Here is a 14888-nt window from a genome sequence, read left to right as displayed (position 1 = left end):
TAATAGTCCTGTCAAGCGCTTTCCGGAAAATCATGACCAGACGACTGACGGCAATCATCGAGCGCGAGGGGGACGGCTATGTGGCGCTTTGTCCGGAAGTGGACGTAGCAAGCCAGGGAGAAACAGTGGACGAGGCCCGCGCCAACCTCAAAGAGGCGCTAGAGCTCTTCTTCGAGACGGCATCAGCGCGTGAAATCGAGCATCGGTTACACAATGAGGTCTACGTGACCGACATTGAGGTGGCCGTTGGCTAAGTTGCGTGTTCTATCCGGAGCCGATGTCTGCCGCATCCTAGCCGAGCATGGTTTCGCCGAAGTCCGCCGTCGTGGCAACCACATCGTTATGCAGAAAACTACGGGGGATACGACGATCACCGTACCAGTTCCAAATCACAGAACGCTGCGTACCGGTACACTGATGTCCATCATTCGCCAGTCAGGCGTAGCACGATCCGCATTCGAGTAATCCACTATCATTTGGCCCCGTTATGACCGAACCGTCCCACAACCGCATCGAAGCCGCCCTCAAAACCTACACCGACCCGCATCTGCAAACCGATCTGGTCAGCGCCGGCGCGGTCAAATCCATCGAGATCGACGGCGGCCGGGTGGCGGCCCGTATCGAGCTGGGCTTTCCGGCCAAATCCTATGCGCCCCAGCTAACCCTAGCGCTGTCCGAGGTCCTGCGCGCCCTGGAAGGCGTGCAGGCCATCGACGTGCAGGTGGACTGGAAGATCGTCCCCCACCGGGTGCAGGCGGGCAAGAAGCCCCTGGCCGGGGTGAAGAACGTCATCGCCGTCGCCTCCGGCAAGGGGGGGGTGGGCAAATCCACCGTGGCGGTAAATCTGGCCCTGGCGCTGGCTCAGGAAGGCGCGGCGGTGGGCATCCTGGATGCCGACATCTACGGCCCCAGCGTACCGCGGATGCTGGGCGTGGCCGGTCAGCCGGAAACCAAAGACGGCAAGACCATCGAGCCCAAGGAAACCTACGGGCTCAAGGTCATGTCCATCGGCCTGCTGGTGGAGGAGGACACGCCGATGATCTGGCGCGGCCCCATGGCCACCGGCGCCCTGCAGCAGCTTTTGGGGCAGACCCACTGGGGCGAACTGGATTATCTGATCGTCGATCTGCCCCCCGGCACCGGCGACATTCATCTGACCCTCACCCAGCAGATCCCGGTCGCCGGCGCGGTCATCGTCACCACCCCCCAGGACATCGCCCTGCTCGACGCCATGAAGGGGCTGAAGATGTTCGAAAAGGTCAAGGTGCCGGTGCTGGGCATCGTCGAGAACATGAGCCTGCACGTGTGCAGTCAGTGCGGCCACACGGAGCCGGTTTTCGGCGAGGGCGGCGGCGAGAAGATGGCGCGGAAATACGGCGTGCCGCTACTGGGGCAGCTGCCGCTGGACGCCGGCATCCGCGAGCAGACCGACAGCGGCCGGCCCACGGTGGTGGCGGACGCCGGCGGCCCCCTCGCCGCCCGTTACCGGGAGATCGCCCGCCGGGCTGCGGCGCAGCTGTCCCTGCGCCCCAAAGACATGGCCGGCAAGTTCGGCGACATCGTGGTGGAGGCGGCCCGATGACGATCAAATCCGACCGCTGGATCCGCCGCATGGCCGAGGAACACGGCATGATCGAGCCTTTCGAGCCCAACCTGATTTCTGCGCTCGAAGGCCGGCGGGTCATCTCCTTCGGCACCTCCAGCTACGGCTACGACGTGCGCTGCGCCGACGAATTCAAGGTGTTCACCAACATCAACTCCACCATCGTCGATCCCAAGGACTTTGACCCGGCCAGTTTCGTGGACGTCAAATCCGACGTCTGCATCATCCCGCCCAACTCCTTCGCCCTGGCGCGGACGGTGGAGTATTTTCGAATTCCGCGCAATATACTTACAATTTGTATGGGAAAGTCCACTTACGCCAGATGCGGCGTGATCGTAAATATCACGCCTCTGGAACCGGAATGGGAAGGTCACGTCACCCTGGAATTTTCCAACACCACCCCGCTGCCGGCCAAGATCTACGCCCATGAGGGGGTGGCCCAGATGATCTTTCTGGAGTCCGACGAGGAATGCGAAACCTCCTATGCCGACCGCGGCGGCAAGTATCAGGGCCAGACCGGGGTCACCCTGCCCAAAGCCTGAACACTACGAGGAAACCTCCGTGAGCAAACGACCTGTCGATACCGTTCTCATCACCGGCTGCTCCAGCGGCATCGGTTACGTCACCGCCAAGGCCCTGAAGGAACGCGGCTACCGGGTGTTCGCCTCGGCGCGCAAACCGGAGGATGTCGAACGGCTGCAGGACGAGGGCTTCGAGGCGGTGCGGCTGGACCTGGACGATCCGGCCAGCATTCAGGCCGCCGTCGAACAGGTGCTGGCATGGAGCGGCGGCACCCTGGACGCTCTGTTCAACAACGGCGCCTGGGGGCAGGTGGGAGCGGTGGAGGATCTCAGCCGCGACGTGCTCCGGGCCCAGTTCGAGACCAATCTGTTCGGCACCCAGGAACTGACCAACCGGATTCTGCCGGTGATGCGGCGGCAGGGGCGCGGCCGGATCATCTACAACAGCTCGGTGCTGGGCTTCATCGCCCTGCCCTACCGCGGCGCCTACGTGGCCAGCAAGTTCGCTCTGGAAGGGCTGGCCGACTGCCTGCGCCTGGAACTGTACGGCACCGGGATCCACGTGGTGTTGGTGGAACCGGGGCCGATTCTGACCAAATTCCGCGACAACGCCTACCGCAAGTTCAAGGAGAACATCGACGTCGAACACAGTCCCCATCGGGCCGTCTATGAACGCATGGAAGCCAAACTGCAAAAGAAAGGCCCGGTGGCCCCCTTCACCCTGCCGCCGGAGGCGGTGGCCCAGAAAGTGATCCACGCCCTGGAAGCGCCGCGGCCCAAGATCCGCTACTACGTCACCTTCCCCACCTATCTGTTCGCCTTCCTGCGGCGGGTGCTGCCTTTCCGGCTGCTGGACTGGATCGAGCGCAAGGTATGATGGCACCTTCATCCTCTGATCCGGCGTCGGGATGGGCGCAGCGGGGACGCGGTGAACCCATCCCGACGCCTCCCGTGAACGATTTTCAGGACATCACCCCATGATCAGACACGTGGAAATCATGGACACCACCCTGCGGGACGGGGAGCAGACCCAGGGCGTGTCGTTTTCACCGGACGAGAAGATCAACCTGGCCAAGGCGCTGCTGGAGCGGGTCCGGGTGGACCGCATCGAGGTGGCCTCGGCCCGGGTTTCGGCCAAGGAGAAGGAAGCGGTCACCCGGATCAATCAGTGGGCTGCGGAAAACGGCCTGGCCGAGCGGGTCGAGGTGCTGGGTTTCGTCGATCACACCCTGAGCGTGGACTGGATCTGCGACACCGGCGGCCGCGTCGTCAATCTGCTCACCAAGGGCAGCGAAAAGCACTGTCGCCTGCAGCTCAGAAAAACCCTGGAGGAACATCTGGCCGGCATCTGCCGCACGGTGGACTACGCCAAGGAGCGGGGGCTGACGGTCAACGTCTATCTGGAGGACTGGTCCAACGGCTACCGCGACAGCCCCGACTACGTCTTCGCCCTGATGGATCGCCTCAAGGACTTAGGAGTAGCCCGCTTCATGCTCCCCGACACCCTGGGCGTGATGGCGCCGGACGAGGTGGAAGCGGCGGTGGGCGACATGTGCCGCCGCTATCCGGGGCTGCACTTCGATTTCCATCCTCACAACGACTACGGCCTCGGCACCGCCAACTGCCTCTATGCGGTCCGCGGCGGCGCCAGAGGGGTCCACTGCACCGTCAACTGCCTCGGAGAACGAGCCGGCAACGCCTCCCTGGCGGAAGTGGCGGTAGTGCTGCGCGACAAGCTGGGGATCGAGCTGCGCATCGACGAATCCCAGCTGGTGCGCATCAGCGACATGGTGGAACGCTTCTCCGGCAAGCGGGTGGCGGCCAACGCCCCCATCGTCGGCAGCGACGTCTTCACCCAGACCGCCGGCATCCACGCCGACGGCGATCAGAAGGGCGGCCTGTACCAAAGCCCGCTGCGGCCGGAGCGCTTCGGCCGCAGCCACAGCTACGCCCTCGGCAAGATGAGCGGCAAGGCCTCCCTGCGCAAGAACCTGGAGCGCCTCGGCATCGAACTGGACGAGGACCAGCAACGCAAGGTGCTGGCGCGGATCGTCGAGCTGGGGGACGCCAAACAGCTCATCACCACCGACGACCTGCCCTTCATCATCGCCGACGTGCTGGAGGCGGAAAGCTATCAGCACATCCGCCTGCTGGGCTGCGCCGTCACCAGCGGCCTGGAACTGCCTTCCACCGCCAGCATCCGGGTCGAGGTGGACGGGGAGATCCACACCGCTTCCGGGGCCGGCAACGGCGGCTTCGACGCTTTCATCGACGCCATCGACCAGGTCCTGGCCCGCTACGACGTGGCCCTGCCCCGGCTGGCCGATTACGAAGTGCGCATCCCCAAGGGCGGCCACACCTCGGCGCTAACCGAGTGCATCATCACCTGGGAGGACGACGGCCGCACCCGGGTCACCCGCGGGGTTCACGTCAATCAGGTGTTCGCCTCGGTGGAAGCGACCCTGAAGCTCATCAACCTGTTGCTCGAGGAAAGACGGAGAACATCATGATCGGAGGTCTGGTCGCCATCGCCATCGCTGTCTGGTTCTTCACCAACGCCCAGAAGCTTCCCGGCAGAGATCCGATCCAATGGGGCGCCGTCGGCGTGGTGGTCTATTACCTGACCGTCGCCCTGTGGTCGGTGGTCAGCGACCTGGGATTCCTGGCCGATTTCCACCACCGCAGCGTCGCCATCGGCGCCTTCATGCACTACCTGGGCGTCGCCCTGGGGGTTCTGGCCGCCTGGCTGGTGAAACGGCGCTGGCTCAAGGCCTGAGCGTGCGCCACGTCGCCCTGTTCCTCTACGGTCTGACCGGAGGCGGGGCCACCCGGCGCACCCTGGCCCTGGCCGAAGGATTCAGCGATCACGGCCTTCGCACCGATCTGGTCGTGATCGATCCCACAGGCCCCCTGGCCGAACGACTCCCCCCCGCGCTCAACCTGATCGCCCTGGATTCCTGGGCGCTGCGATTCCGGCGCCGCCTTCGCCCCCGACGCCGCCGACTCATGGAGGCGGCCGCCCCGGCACTGGCCGAGTACCTGCGTCGCCACCGCCCCGACCTGCTGCTGTCCGCCGCCAACCATGCGCATATGAGCGCTGTACGGGGCCGCCGCCTGAGCGCCACCGGGATTCCCCTGGTCCTGCGGGTCAGCAACCACCTCACTGCCTCCCACCAACAGACGGGGCAACTGGCACGCCTGCAAACGGCGCGGGCCCTGTATGGCGAGGCGGACGCGGCCATTGCCGTCTGTCACGACATCGCGGCCGATCTGCGCCGCCACGTCCCCGCCCTCCGGGAGCGGGTGTTCGTGGCCACCAATCCCACCCTGACGCCGGAAATCGAAACCCTCGCCCACCAACCTGTCGACCACCCCTGGGCCGACGACGAAAGCCGCCCGTTGATCGTCGCTGCCGGCCGGCTGTCGCCCCAGAAGGATTTTCCCACCCTGATACGGGCCCTGGCGCGCTTGCGGCAACCTGCCCGTCTGGTCGTTCTCGGCGAAGGCAGACAACGCCCGCAGCTGGAACGGCTCATCCGGACGTTGGCCCTGACGGACCGGGTGGCCCTGCCGGGTTTTACTTCCAATCCCTATGCCTGGATGGCCCGGGCCGATCTGTTCGTCCTCTCCTCCCGCTGGGAAGGTTTCCCCGGCGTCCTGGTGGAGGCCATGGCCTGCGGCTGTCCGGTGGTCAGCACCGACTGCCCCAGCGGGCCGCGGGAGCTTCTCGAGAACGGCCGCCTCGCCCCCCTGGTGCCGGTCGGAGACGATCAGGCCCTGGCTGGGGCGATGCAACAGGCGCTGCAGACACCCGCAGACATCGCCGCGCTGCGCCAAAAAGCTTGGCGCTACACGCCAGCACGGGCCGTGACGGAATATTTGCAGATTCTGCGGACGGTCAGTGGCCGCGCTGAACGAACCAGGCCGCCGCTCCCGTAACGGCGTCCGGATCGACCTGATCGAGCCAGGAAGCCAGCCGCTCGCCCCGACGCTTGCGCCACAGGGCCAACCCCAACCGCCCCCACAGGAACAGCGTGGACGCCAGCGTCCAGAGCGTCACCGCCTCGAAACCCAGATCCGGACGACCCAGCAAATAACCGGCGCTCAGCAGGATCAGGCACGGATTGCGCCGGGCGGTGAGCAGCCGGTTGACCGAATCGGTCACCTCCCAGGTAAAGATACTGAAGCCGATGAAGCGTTTGAACAGCGCCTCGGCAAAACGCCCCCCCACGTAGCCGGCCAGCAGCAGCCAGAAGGTTTCCATCAGGGGCAGCTTCACCAGCAGCGGCTGGTAATTCTCCAGCCCCAACCCCCATGCCAGATACCACAAAGGTGGATGGACCACGTCGAGGACATGGTCGAAGAAATGCCCGAAGCGGCTGGAATCCACCGTCACCCGCGCCAGCTTGCCGTCAACGGTGTCGAGGAAGGTCATGAGCCATCCCAGCACCAGTCCCAGCCCCAGATACCCTTGCAGGAACAGAATCCCGACCAGGATCGCCAGCACCCAACTGGCAGCGGTGACGTGATTGGGACGGATCCCGCAGCGCACGCAGAAACGTACCGTCCGCTCCGCCAGCCGCGGCCAGACCCATTTGGTCACCAGATCGGTCACGCCCTTGTAAGACTCGTCAAACAGGTGGCGTTCCAGTCGGGATGCATTCTCCGCCGTCACCGGCAACACGAAGGGAGGAGAAACCTTGCGCAGCTTCTGGGTCACGCCGGAGGCCAACTGGTCCGGCGTCACCCGTATGAATCGGCTACGGTCGCCTTCTCCCCGCAACAGCGCGAGTGCCGCCGGGAACCGCCCGGCATCGGTCCAGACCGCGACGACCTGCCCCGCCCGCTCCAGGGCCAGATCCTCCTCACGCCGAAGCAATGCCGCGATCAGACGCTCATCGTAGAGAAAATCCCGCCGCAGCACCAGTACCCGGCCTGCTGCATCGTCTTTCCCCGAAGACTCCGGCCAGAGCGCCACGCTATCCTCCCGGCACTTCTGCCGCAGGACACGGGCGATGCGTTCGTCCGCGGACAATCCCCACAGTTCAGGCGCGGACTGGCCTGCCAGATGATAATAAACGGTCATCGAATGCTCCTATACGATTGTCTTTTGGCAAAGCGCAACAAAAGAAATTCAGCTTGAGTTAATCAGGTGTTTTGGATACTCTGAGGCCGAAAATACTACGATCATTTTGATTTTTTCAGCTTGTTGCCGCTTCGCTACAAGCCGCTTTCGATCAGGAAGAATTTTACGCATGAAAGCCATCATTCTCAGCGCCGGCCAGGGAACCCGCTTGCTCCCCCTGACTTCAGACAAACCCAAATGCACCCTGAAACTGGAAGGCAGGGCGATCATCGAATGGCAGATCGACGCCCTGATAGCGGCCGGCGTGCATGATATCGTCGTGGTCGCCGGATACAAAATGGAAAAGGTCCAGCGCCTCCTTGACCGGCGCTATGGCAGGGGAGCGGTCAAAATCGTCTTCAACCCCTTCTATGAAGTGGCCGACAACCTGGCCAGCTGCTGGATGGTGCGCGGGGAAATGACCGGCGACTTTCTTCTCATCAACGGCGACACCCTGTTCGAACCGGTTCTGGCGAGCCGGATGATCGCCCAGAAGCCGCCGATCACCCTGGCCCGGGACGAGAAGCCCCATTACGACGATGACGACATGAAGCTGATCCTCCAGGGCGACCGGCTTCTCTCCATCGGCAAGAAGCTGCCCCTGGAACGGGTCAACGGCGAATCTATCGGCATGATCCGGTTCCATCCCGAAGGTGCGGACCTGTTCCGCCAGACCATCGAGGAGTGCATGCGGGAACCGGCCGCGCTGCAGCGCTGGTATCTGTCGGTCATCGACGAAATCTCCCAGTCGGGCCAGCCGGTCTGGACCCACAACATCCACGGGCTCGACTGGATGGAGATCGACTATCCGCTCGATTTCAAACATGCCGAGGCCATGGTCCGGCAATGGGACTGGAGCGCCGCCTCCGCCGAGGAGGCCCCGGAAATCCACCTTTCCACCACCTACTGACCGTCCCGCTTCCGCTGCAGGAATTCCGCAATGGCATCGGCGCCCCGTTCGGCGGCGGTGCTGTCGTCGCAGCTCAGGAAAGTGTAGGCGAACGCCTCCCGCTGCCGGGGCAGATAGGTTTCCTGCAACGCCTCGGCCCGCTCCAGCGCCGGACGCAACTGGGTGGCGACATCATCGACCACCTGCCCCAGATTCCAGTGGTAGTAGAACGGGTTCCCCCGCCAGTCGACCCGGTGTCCGTTCAGGAAGACACAGGGCCGCGGTTCCAGCAGAAATTCGTATACCTGACTGCTGACATCCCCCAGATAAATGTCCGCTGCCAGCATGTAGGTCATGTCGGTCGAGGCCATGCTGCCGGTATCGATATGGATGTTGGGAAGCTTGCGGTACCGACGCGGCAAATGGGCACCGTGACGCAGGCGGCGTTTGAACAGCACCACGTGGGGAGCGAAGATCAGATTGAAATCACGGTTCTGAGCGAAGAATTCCAGGACCTCCAGCCCCATGGGACGCCAGGAGGATACCGCCTGATCGAAATGCGGATTGTACACCACCACCGGATTGTCGTTGGCGAAGAACCGTTGCCGGCCTTTTCCCAGGCCGCGCACCACCTCGAATTTGGGCCATCCCACCACCGCATAGCTCCCCGGACGTAACCGGCCCAGCTCGGTCAGGCGGTCCACGTATTTGCGCCCTGGCAGCAGGGTGAAATCGAAGGCGCCGGATTTCTCGTCGAATCCGCCTTCCCGGTCCCCAGCCCCGTGACGGGCATGAATCATGATGAGATCGGTGAAACCGTAACGGGTGCGGAGCTGCAGGCAATTGCGTTCCGGCGCCACCAGTACGTCGAGAGAACGGAAAAAATCCAGATTGTTCCGCAAAACTTCACGCTTGCGCCGCAGCTTTTTTAGGGAAACGATGGGATCGATCAACGCGTAATGCCACGATGGGCGCAGATGGCGGAACTGGCAACGATGCCCGGGATACAAGGCGGCGATGGCATCGAGCATCCGTTTTTCGTGCGGGGCGGAATAGGCGATGATGACCTCGAATGCGGGATGCCGCCGCGAAAGTTCAAAGGCGTACGGCGCCGCATGGGGCACCTGGTGGGGCGCATAATGATTGAAGAGAAAACCGACTTTCATCACGACTGAAATACAAATGAGGTCGCGCCTCCCGGTACTCTGGGCGATGCGATCGAATGGAAGGGAAATCCGGACCGGTTGCAACCGGCGCAAAACAGGTCCGGTTTTTACCGTGAACTGGGACCGGGTGCCTGGGAATCGTTGGCAGACAGGAAGGGGTCAGCGTGAATTGCCTGCATCGACGCGCCCGCCAGGAAACAACGACGCTGGGCGGATCGAACCATCTCCGGATTGCCGCACAAATAAATGCGCCAATTTTCCAATTGCGGATGATCGGCCAACGCCAGCGCCGAAGCCCGACCATGGCGTATACCGTCCGGAACCGGTGTCCGTGACAGGCAGGGAACATAATGGAACTGGGAATAATCGCAGGCCAGCGCCTGGAGTGCTTCCTGCAAATACAGGCCGGACAGCGTCGAGCTGCCATGATACAGATAAATGGCTTCCCGGTGACCTTGTTCCAAGGCATCGCGCAGAATGCCGTAGAGCGGCGCCAGACCGCTGCCGGTACCTATAAGCAGCAGGGGTTGCTCTGCCGCTTCCGGGGTATAGAAACATTCCCCCAAAGCCGGCCCGATCTGCACCGTATCTCCAGGATGCAATGCCTCAAAAATCCAGGTACTGAACAGGCCGCCGGGAACCCGGCGGATGTGAAATTCCAGAAACGGCTCGCCCGGCAAGCTCGCCAGCGAGTAACTGCGCACCTGCCCCTGGTGAAACAGGTTGACATATTGCCCCGGCCGATAGGAAAACGCCGCCGGCACAGCCAATCTCAGGCGAACGATTTCCGGCGTCAACCGGTGATGCGCGATGACCTCTGTGGAGAACCGCTCCCGCGCCGGTATCCGAATGTGCAGGTCCGTTTCCGGGCGATAACTGCAAGCGAGAAAATAACGCTGGCGCTTGAGCGTATCTTTCAATCCTGTTTGGGCCGACGCCGGCACAGGTTCTTCGGCCTGCAGCAAACAGCTCTGGCATACACCGGCCCGGCAACCGTAATCGACTTCTTCCTGATGGCGAAGGAGACAGTCGAGCACTGTCTCCCCCGGATCAAGATGATAAACACGGTCTCCCAGGATCAGGCGCGCCATATCAGCGATTGAGCACGTCGTCGCGGGTGGACTCGGCGATGTCGATCACTTGTTGGATGAGGTCGGGCGCTACATTCAACTCTTCCAACGTTTCCCGCAGGTTTTCCAGCACCGCATCGACATGGGAATCGTTCAGCCCTCGCTCGACCAAGTGCTTGTGACCCTCACGCATGTCTTTGCCGGTATAATTGGCAGGGCCGCCAAAGACCATGGTGAGAAAGGCCTTCTGCTTGGCGGCCTGCTTTTCCATGTCTACCCCATCGAAAAAATGGGCAATCCGCTCGTCCGCCAACACTTTGCGGTAAAAGATGTCCACCGCAGTGTTGACAGCCGCCTCGCCACCCAGCTTTTCATACAAACTTTCGCTCATCTAAGGTACTCCTTCGCTTCAGGTATAGCCTTGCTCTGATACAGCATTCAAGCTTGGAATTTTAGAGGCAAGTGAATTGAAAAGCAAAATACCGCCGCCTGAGTCGCTTGCCTGCAGGCGGCAGGCAGGGTAGGCTGGCGCTATCGACGGCAAGGGAGAAGCAAATGGCCATACGCCGGTGGCTCCTGCTGTTTCTGGCATGTCTGCCTCTGCTGGTGCGCGCCGGCGGGGTGGCGCTGCAACTGGATTTGGAAGGGCCCATCGGCCCGGCGGCGGCCGACTACGTCGAAAGCGGCCTGACCCACGCCGCCGAGGAAGGCGCGGTGCTGGTCGTCCTGCGCCTTGACACGCCCGGCGGCCTCGACGCTTCCATGCGCGCCATCATCAAACAGATCATCGCCTCCCCGGTCCCGGTGGTCGCCTACGTCGCCCCCAGCGGGGCGCGGGCCGCCAGCGCCGGCACCTACATCGTCTATGCCGCCCACGTCGCCGCCATGGCCCCGGCCACCAGCATCGGCGCCGCCACCCCGGTGCAACTGGGCGGCCTTTCCCCGCCCCGCAGGGGAGACGAGAAAAAGGAAAAACCGCCCGCATCGGCCATGGAACGCAAGCTGGTCAACGACGCGGTGGCCTTCATCAAGGGACTGGCGCAGATGCGTGGCCGCAACGCCGAGTGGGCCGAGAAGGCGGTGCGGGAGGCGGCCACCCTCACCGCCGAGGAGGCGCTGCGGCAAAAGGTCATCGATCTGATCGCCACTGACATCGGCGACCTGCTGCGCCAGCTCGACGGCCGCAGGGTCCAGGTGCTGGGACGCACGCTCACCCTGGACACCGACGGCCTGACGCTGGAACGCTGGCGGCCGGACTGGCGCACCCGCCTGCTGGCGGTGCTCACCGACCCCAACGTCGCCTACATCCTGATGCTTATCGGCATCTACGGCCTGCTGTTCGAATTCTCCAATCCCGGCGCCGTGGTGCCGGGGGTGCTGGGGGGCATCTGCCTGCTGCTGGCCCTGTTCGCCTTCCAGGTGCTGCCGGTCAATTACGCCGGCCTGGGGCTGATTCTGCTGGGACTGGCGCTGATGGTGGCCGAGGCCTTCGTGCCCAGCTTCGGCATCCTCGGCATCGGCGGCATCGTCGCCTTCACCCTGGGCTCGATCCTGCTGCTGGACACCGGCGTGCCGGGCTTCGAGATCCAGCGGGAGCTGATCCTCGGTTTCGCCATCGCCTCGGGACTGCTGCTGATCTTCGGTCTGGGGCTGATCCTGAAGGCACGCAGGCGCCCCGCCCTGACCGGCGCCGAGGAGGTGCTGCAGCATCCGGCCGTCGCCCTGGAGGACTTCGAGCGGGAAGGCTGGGTCCTGGTGCTGGGGGAACGCTGGCGCGCGGTCAGCGACCGGCCGGTGCGCAAGGGCCAGCGCCTCAAGGTCGTCGCCGTCGAAGGTCTCACGCTACACGTCACACCCATCGGGGAGGAACGCCCATGAACGCCTTGATCGTCGTCATCGTCCTGCTGCTGATCTTTCTGCTCAGCGCCATCCGCATCCTGTGGGAATATGAACGCGGGGTCATCTTCCTGCTGGGGCGTTTCTACAAGGTCAAGGGACCGGGGCTGATCCTGGTCATCCCCTTCATCCAGCGCATGGTGCGGGTGGACATGCGCACCGTGGTGATGGACGTGCCGCGCCAGGACGTCATCTCCCGCGACAACGTCTCGGTACGGGTGGACGCGGTGGTCTATTTCCGCGTGGTGGACCCGGCCAAGGCCATCATCCAGGTGGAAAACTACTACGAGGCCACCAGCCAGCTGGCCCAGACCACGCTGCGCTCGGTCCTGGGGCAGCACGATCTGGACGAAATGCTCGCCGAGCGGGAGAAACTCAACACCGACATCCAGGCCATCCTCGACGTCCAGACCGACGCCTGGGGTATCAAGGTCATCAACGTGGAGATCAAGCGCGTCGATCTCGACGAAAGCATGGTGCGCGCCATCGCCCGCCAGGCCGAGGCCGAGCGCGAACGGCGCGCCAAGATCATCCATGCCGAGGGGGAGATGCAGGCGGCGGAAAAGCTGCTGGAGGCCGCCCGCACCCTGTCCAAGGAGCGCCAGGCCATCCTGCTGCGCTATCTGCAGACCCTGATCGAGATCGCCGGCGACAAGTCCAACACCATCGTCTTCCCGCTGCCGCTGGAATTCCTCAACCTGGTCAAAGGGACTGGCGACAAAGATGATCGCGGTACTGCAGCGGGTCACTGAAGCCCGCGTCACCGTCGCCGGCGAAACCGTGGGAAAGATCGGCCCCGGCCTGCTGGTGCTGGTGGCGGTGGAGAAAGGCGACGCCGAAGCCCAGGCCGAGCGGATGGCCGAACGCCTGCTCGGCTACCGGGTGTTCGCCGACGCCGAGGGCAAGATGAACCTCAGCCTCACCGACACCGGCGGCGGCCTGTTGCTGGTGCCCCAGTTCACCCTCGCCGCCGACACCCGCAAGGGCACTCGCCCCAGCTTCACCCCCGCGGCCGACCCGCAAACCGGGCGGCGGCTGTTCGAGCGTCTGGTCCAGACCTGCCGCCGGCGTCACCGCCCGGTGGCGACCGGCCGTTTCGGAGCCGACATGCAGGTGGCCCTGGTCAACGATGGGCCGGTAACCTTCATCCTCAAAGCCCGTCCGTAATCACTCCGGCGCAGCCCTTCGCAAACGAAACCAGCCCGACGGGCAATCCCGCCGGGCCAGTATCCCCAAGCCGCCGAGGTCAGTCTTCAGAGCGGATTGCCCTCCTTGTCCACCAAAGGCACGTGATATTCCTTGAGGATAGCGAGGATATCGTCGCGCTTGGCGTCGAGCAGCCGCTGCAGCTGGTCGCGGCGCGCCTTGTCCCCGCGGCGCACCGCCATGGAGATGGCGTAGTGGAAACGCGCCCCTTTCTCGGATTTGAGCGGAATCAGGGTGTAGTCGTCCGGGTGCCTCCAGGCCAGATAGGCGCCGATGGGGCCCCAGACGATGGCCATGTTGACGTTGCCGGCGTCGAATTCACGCTCCAGACGCATGGCGGTGTTGACTTCGGGATCGCCGGTCATGGACTGATAGGTCCGCCCCTGCTTGAGCAAGCCGTGGCGCAGCAGCCAGGTCACCCCGGGGGTGCGGTCGAACATGGCGATCTTGAGCTGGCGCTTGCGTTCCGTCGGCAGTTCGAAGAGCTGTTCGGGCCGTTGGATGTCGTCGAAGCCCTTGCCCCTGGCCACCGCCAGCACGTAGGTGGAACGGTAGTAGGGCTTGGTGGTCGCCGCCAGCTCGTAGCCGGCCGGCACGCCCATGACCACGTCGCAGCGGTAGCGGCCGGTGTCGGGATCCTTCTTCTTCAGGGTGTTGCGCAGAAACCCGATGCGCTGGGGAAACCAGGTATATTCCACCCGCTGCCCCAGTTCCTGGGCCAGCAGCGCGGCGATCCGGTTCTCGAAACCGTCCTGGTTGCGGGTGGACAAGGGCGGGTTGGCCGGATCGGCACAGACACGGAAGGCTTCCTCCTGTGCCCGGGGGGCCGACACGCCCAATCCCAACAGCGCCGCCAGCAGAACCAATTTGGGATAACGTTTCATTATGCAAAGCTCCATCGTAAAAAATGGCTAACGGGAAAGTATACCGAAAAGTCGGGCCGGTCCTTGTTCACCCAGGCGTTTTGGGGTAATTTGGAAAAATCCTTTCAGCCAGGAATCATCATGACCCTGCAAGCCAAAGACATCATGGAACCGCGGGTGGTTTCCGTCCCGCCGGAAATGACCCTGGAACAGTTCGAGGAATTCCTCACCGTCCAGAATATCGACGGGGCGCCGGTCCAGAACGCCACCGGCGAAATCGTCGGCATCGCCTCCAAGACCGACGTCATCCGCGCCCTGCGCTTTCAGTCCCGCGGCATCTCCCCGGAGAAGGTCACCGTGGCCGACATCATGACCGACAACGTGGTGTTCGTCCCCCCCGACCTTTCGCCCCCGGAAGTGGCGGAGCTGATGATCGACCAAGGAATCCACCGGGTCCTGGTGGGCGACCGCCAGCACGTGCGCGGCATCATCACCGCCTTCGACCTGCTGCGTCTGGTCCGGTAGCGAATCACCGACATTCTTCAGCGT

Annotated in this window: 18 protein-coding genes; 13 read left to right on the top strand and 5 right to left on the bottom strand. The window is 63.6% G+C overall.

Going from position 1 to position 14888, the window contains the following annotated elements; genetic code table 11:
- Nucleotides 1–32 precede the first annotated feature (32 nt).
- The 8 genes from MIN45_RS05940 to MIN45_RS05910 all read left to right on the top strand — a co-directional run bounded on the left by MIN45_RS05940 (nucleotide 33) and on the right by MIN45_RS05910 (nucleotide 6063).
- A complete protein-coding gene (locus MIN45_RS05940) occupies nucleotides 33–254 on the top strand; it encodes a type II toxin-antitoxin system HicB family antitoxin (protein WP_286294030.1) in 222 nt (73 codons plus the stop codon).
- A complete protein-coding gene (locus MIN45_RS12435; RefSeq protein WP_422732675.1) occupies nucleotides 235–465 on the top strand; it encodes a type II toxin-antitoxin system HicA family toxin in 231 nt (76 codons plus the stop codon). The genes MIN45_RS05940 and MIN45_RS12435 overlap by 20 nt, the downstream gene beginning before the upstream one ends.
- Before the next feature lie 22 nt (nucleotides 466–487).
- The gene (gene apbC / locus MIN45_RS05935; protein ID WP_286294029.1) at nucleotides 488–1582 is read left to right on the top strand and encodes an iron-sulfur cluster carrier protein ApbC; all 1095 of its coding nucleotides are present in this window, start codon (nucleotides 488–490) and stop codon (nucleotides 1580–1582) included.
- Nucleotides 1579–2145 carry a dCTP deaminase gene (gene dcd, locus MIN45_RS05930; protein WP_286294028.1) on the top strand — a complete coding sequence of 189 codons (567 nt, stop codon included), beginning with the start codon at nucleotides 1579–1581 and terminating at the stop codon, nucleotides 2143–2145. The genes apbC and dcd overlap by 4 nt, the downstream gene beginning before the upstream one ends.
- 19 nt (nucleotides 2146–2164) lie before the next feature.
- The gene (locus MIN45_RS05925; protein WP_286294027.1) at nucleotides 2165–3001 is read left to right on the top strand and encodes an SDR family oxidoreductase; all 837 of its coding nucleotides are present in this window, start codon (nucleotides 2165–2167) and stop codon (nucleotides 2999–3001) included.
- A 100-nt stretch (nucleotides 3002–3101) separates the two neighbouring features.
- Nucleotides 3102–4634: an alpha-isopropylmalate synthase regulatory domain-containing protein gene (locus MIN45_RS05920; RefSeq protein WP_286294025.1), complete on the top strand. Its 1533-nt coding sequence runs from the start codon at nucleotides 3102–3104 to the stop codon at nucleotides 4632–4634.
- Nucleotides 4631–4900, top strand: a complete 270-nt coding sequence (locus MIN45_RS05915; protein WP_286294023.1) for a hypothetical protein — start codon at nucleotides 4631–4633, stop codon at nucleotides 4898–4900. The genes MIN45_RS05920 and MIN45_RS05915 overlap by 4 nt, the downstream gene beginning before the upstream one ends.
- A gap of 2 nt (nucleotides 4901–4902) precedes the next feature.
- Nucleotides 4903–6063 carry a glycosyltransferase gene (locus MIN45_RS05910; RefSeq protein WP_286294022.1) on the top strand — a complete coding sequence of 387 codons (1161 nt, stop codon included), beginning with the start codon at nucleotides 4903–4905 and terminating at the stop codon, nucleotides 6061–6063.
- Here MIN45_RS05910 and MIN45_RS05905 read toward each other — a convergent pair.
- Nucleotides 6023–7210: a CDP-alcohol phosphatidyltransferase family protein gene (locus MIN45_RS05905; RefSeq protein WP_286294020.1), complete on the bottom strand. Its 1188-nt coding sequence runs from the start codon at nucleotides 7208–7210 to the stop codon at nucleotides 6023–6025. The genes MIN45_RS05910 and MIN45_RS05905 overlap by 41 nt on opposite strands.
- A 169-nt stretch (nucleotides 7211–7379) precedes the next feature.
- Between MIN45_RS05905 and MIN45_RS05900 the strand changes: the two genes are divergently transcribed.
- Nucleotides 7380–8159 carry a phosphocholine cytidylyltransferase family protein gene (locus MIN45_RS05900; protein WP_286294019.1) on the top strand — a complete coding sequence of 260 codons (780 nt, stop codon included), beginning with the start codon at nucleotides 7380–7382 and terminating at the stop codon, nucleotides 8157–8159.
- Here the strand turns inward: MIN45_RS05900 and MIN45_RS05895 are convergent.
- The 3 genes from MIN45_RS05895 to MIN45_RS05885 form a co-directional block, all read right to left on the bottom strand.
- A complete protein-coding gene (locus MIN45_RS05895) occupies nucleotides 8153–9304 on the bottom strand; it encodes a hypothetical protein (RefSeq protein WP_286294018.1) in 1152 nt (383 codons plus the stop codon). The genes MIN45_RS05900 and MIN45_RS05895 overlap by 7 nt on opposite strands.
- A gap of 107 nt (nucleotides 9305–9411) precedes the next feature.
- Nucleotides 9412–10395, bottom strand: a complete 984-nt coding sequence (locus MIN45_RS05890) for an FAD-binding oxidoreductase (RefSeq protein WP_286294017.1) — start codon at nucleotides 10393–10395, stop codon at nucleotides 9412–9414.
- 1 nt (nucleotide 10396) lies between these two features.
- Nucleotides 10397–10765, bottom strand: coding sequence for a group I truncated hemoglobin (locus tag MIN45_RS05885; protein WP_286294016.1), 369 nt, complete (start codon nucleotides 10763–10765; stop codon nucleotides 10397–10399).
- Nucleotides 10766–10929: 164 nt separating this feature from the next.
- On the opposite strand from MIN45_RS05885, the gene MIN45_RS05880 reads away from it, so the two are divergent.
- From MIN45_RS05880 to dtd, 3 genes are read left to right on the top strand one after another with little or no spacing between them, the layout of a single operon-like run.
- Entirely contained in the window at nucleotides 10930–12252 is a 1323-nt protein-coding gene (locus MIN45_RS05880; protein WP_286294015.1) for an NfeD family protein, read from the top strand.
- Nucleotides 12249–13022 carry a slipin family protein gene (locus MIN45_RS05875; protein WP_286294014.1) on the top strand — a complete coding sequence of 258 codons (774 nt, stop codon included), beginning with the start codon at nucleotides 12249–12251 and terminating at the stop codon, nucleotides 13020–13022. Before MIN45_RS05880 ends, MIN45_RS05875 begins: the two co-directional genes overlap by 4 nt.
- A complete protein-coding gene (gene dtd / locus MIN45_RS05870; RefSeq protein WP_286294013.1) occupies nucleotides 12994–13437 on the top strand; it encodes a D-aminoacyl-tRNA deacylase in 444 nt (147 codons plus the stop codon). The genes MIN45_RS05875 and dtd overlap by 29 nt, the downstream gene beginning before the upstream one ends.
- An 86-nt stretch (nucleotides 13438–13523) precedes the next feature.
- Here dtd and MIN45_RS05865 read toward each other — a convergent pair whose 3' ends face one another.
- Complete coding sequence (locus MIN45_RS05865) at nucleotides 13524–14360, bottom strand: quinoprotein dehydrogenase-associated putative ABC transporter substrate-binding protein (protein WP_286294012.1); 837 nt, start codon at nucleotides 14358–14360, stop codon at nucleotides 13524–13526.
- A gap of 120 nt (nucleotides 14361–14480) precedes the next feature.
- Between MIN45_RS05865 and MIN45_RS05860 the strand changes: the two genes are divergently transcribed.
- Nucleotides 14481–14864, top strand: coding sequence for a CBS domain-containing protein (locus tag MIN45_RS05860; protein WP_286294010.1), 384 nt, complete (start codon nucleotides 14481–14483; stop codon nucleotides 14862–14864).
- The last annotated feature ends 24 nt before the right edge of the window (nucleotides 14865–14888 follow it).

Source organism: Methylomarinovum tepidoasis, assembly GCF_030294985.1.
Taxonomy (GTDB): Bacteria; Pseudomonadota; Gammaproteobacteria; order Methylococcales; family Methylothermaceae; genus Methylohalobius; species Methylohalobius tepidoasis.
The sequence above is the reverse complement of the archived record's forward strand: the minus strand, read 5'-3'. Positions and strand labels throughout refer to the sequence as shown.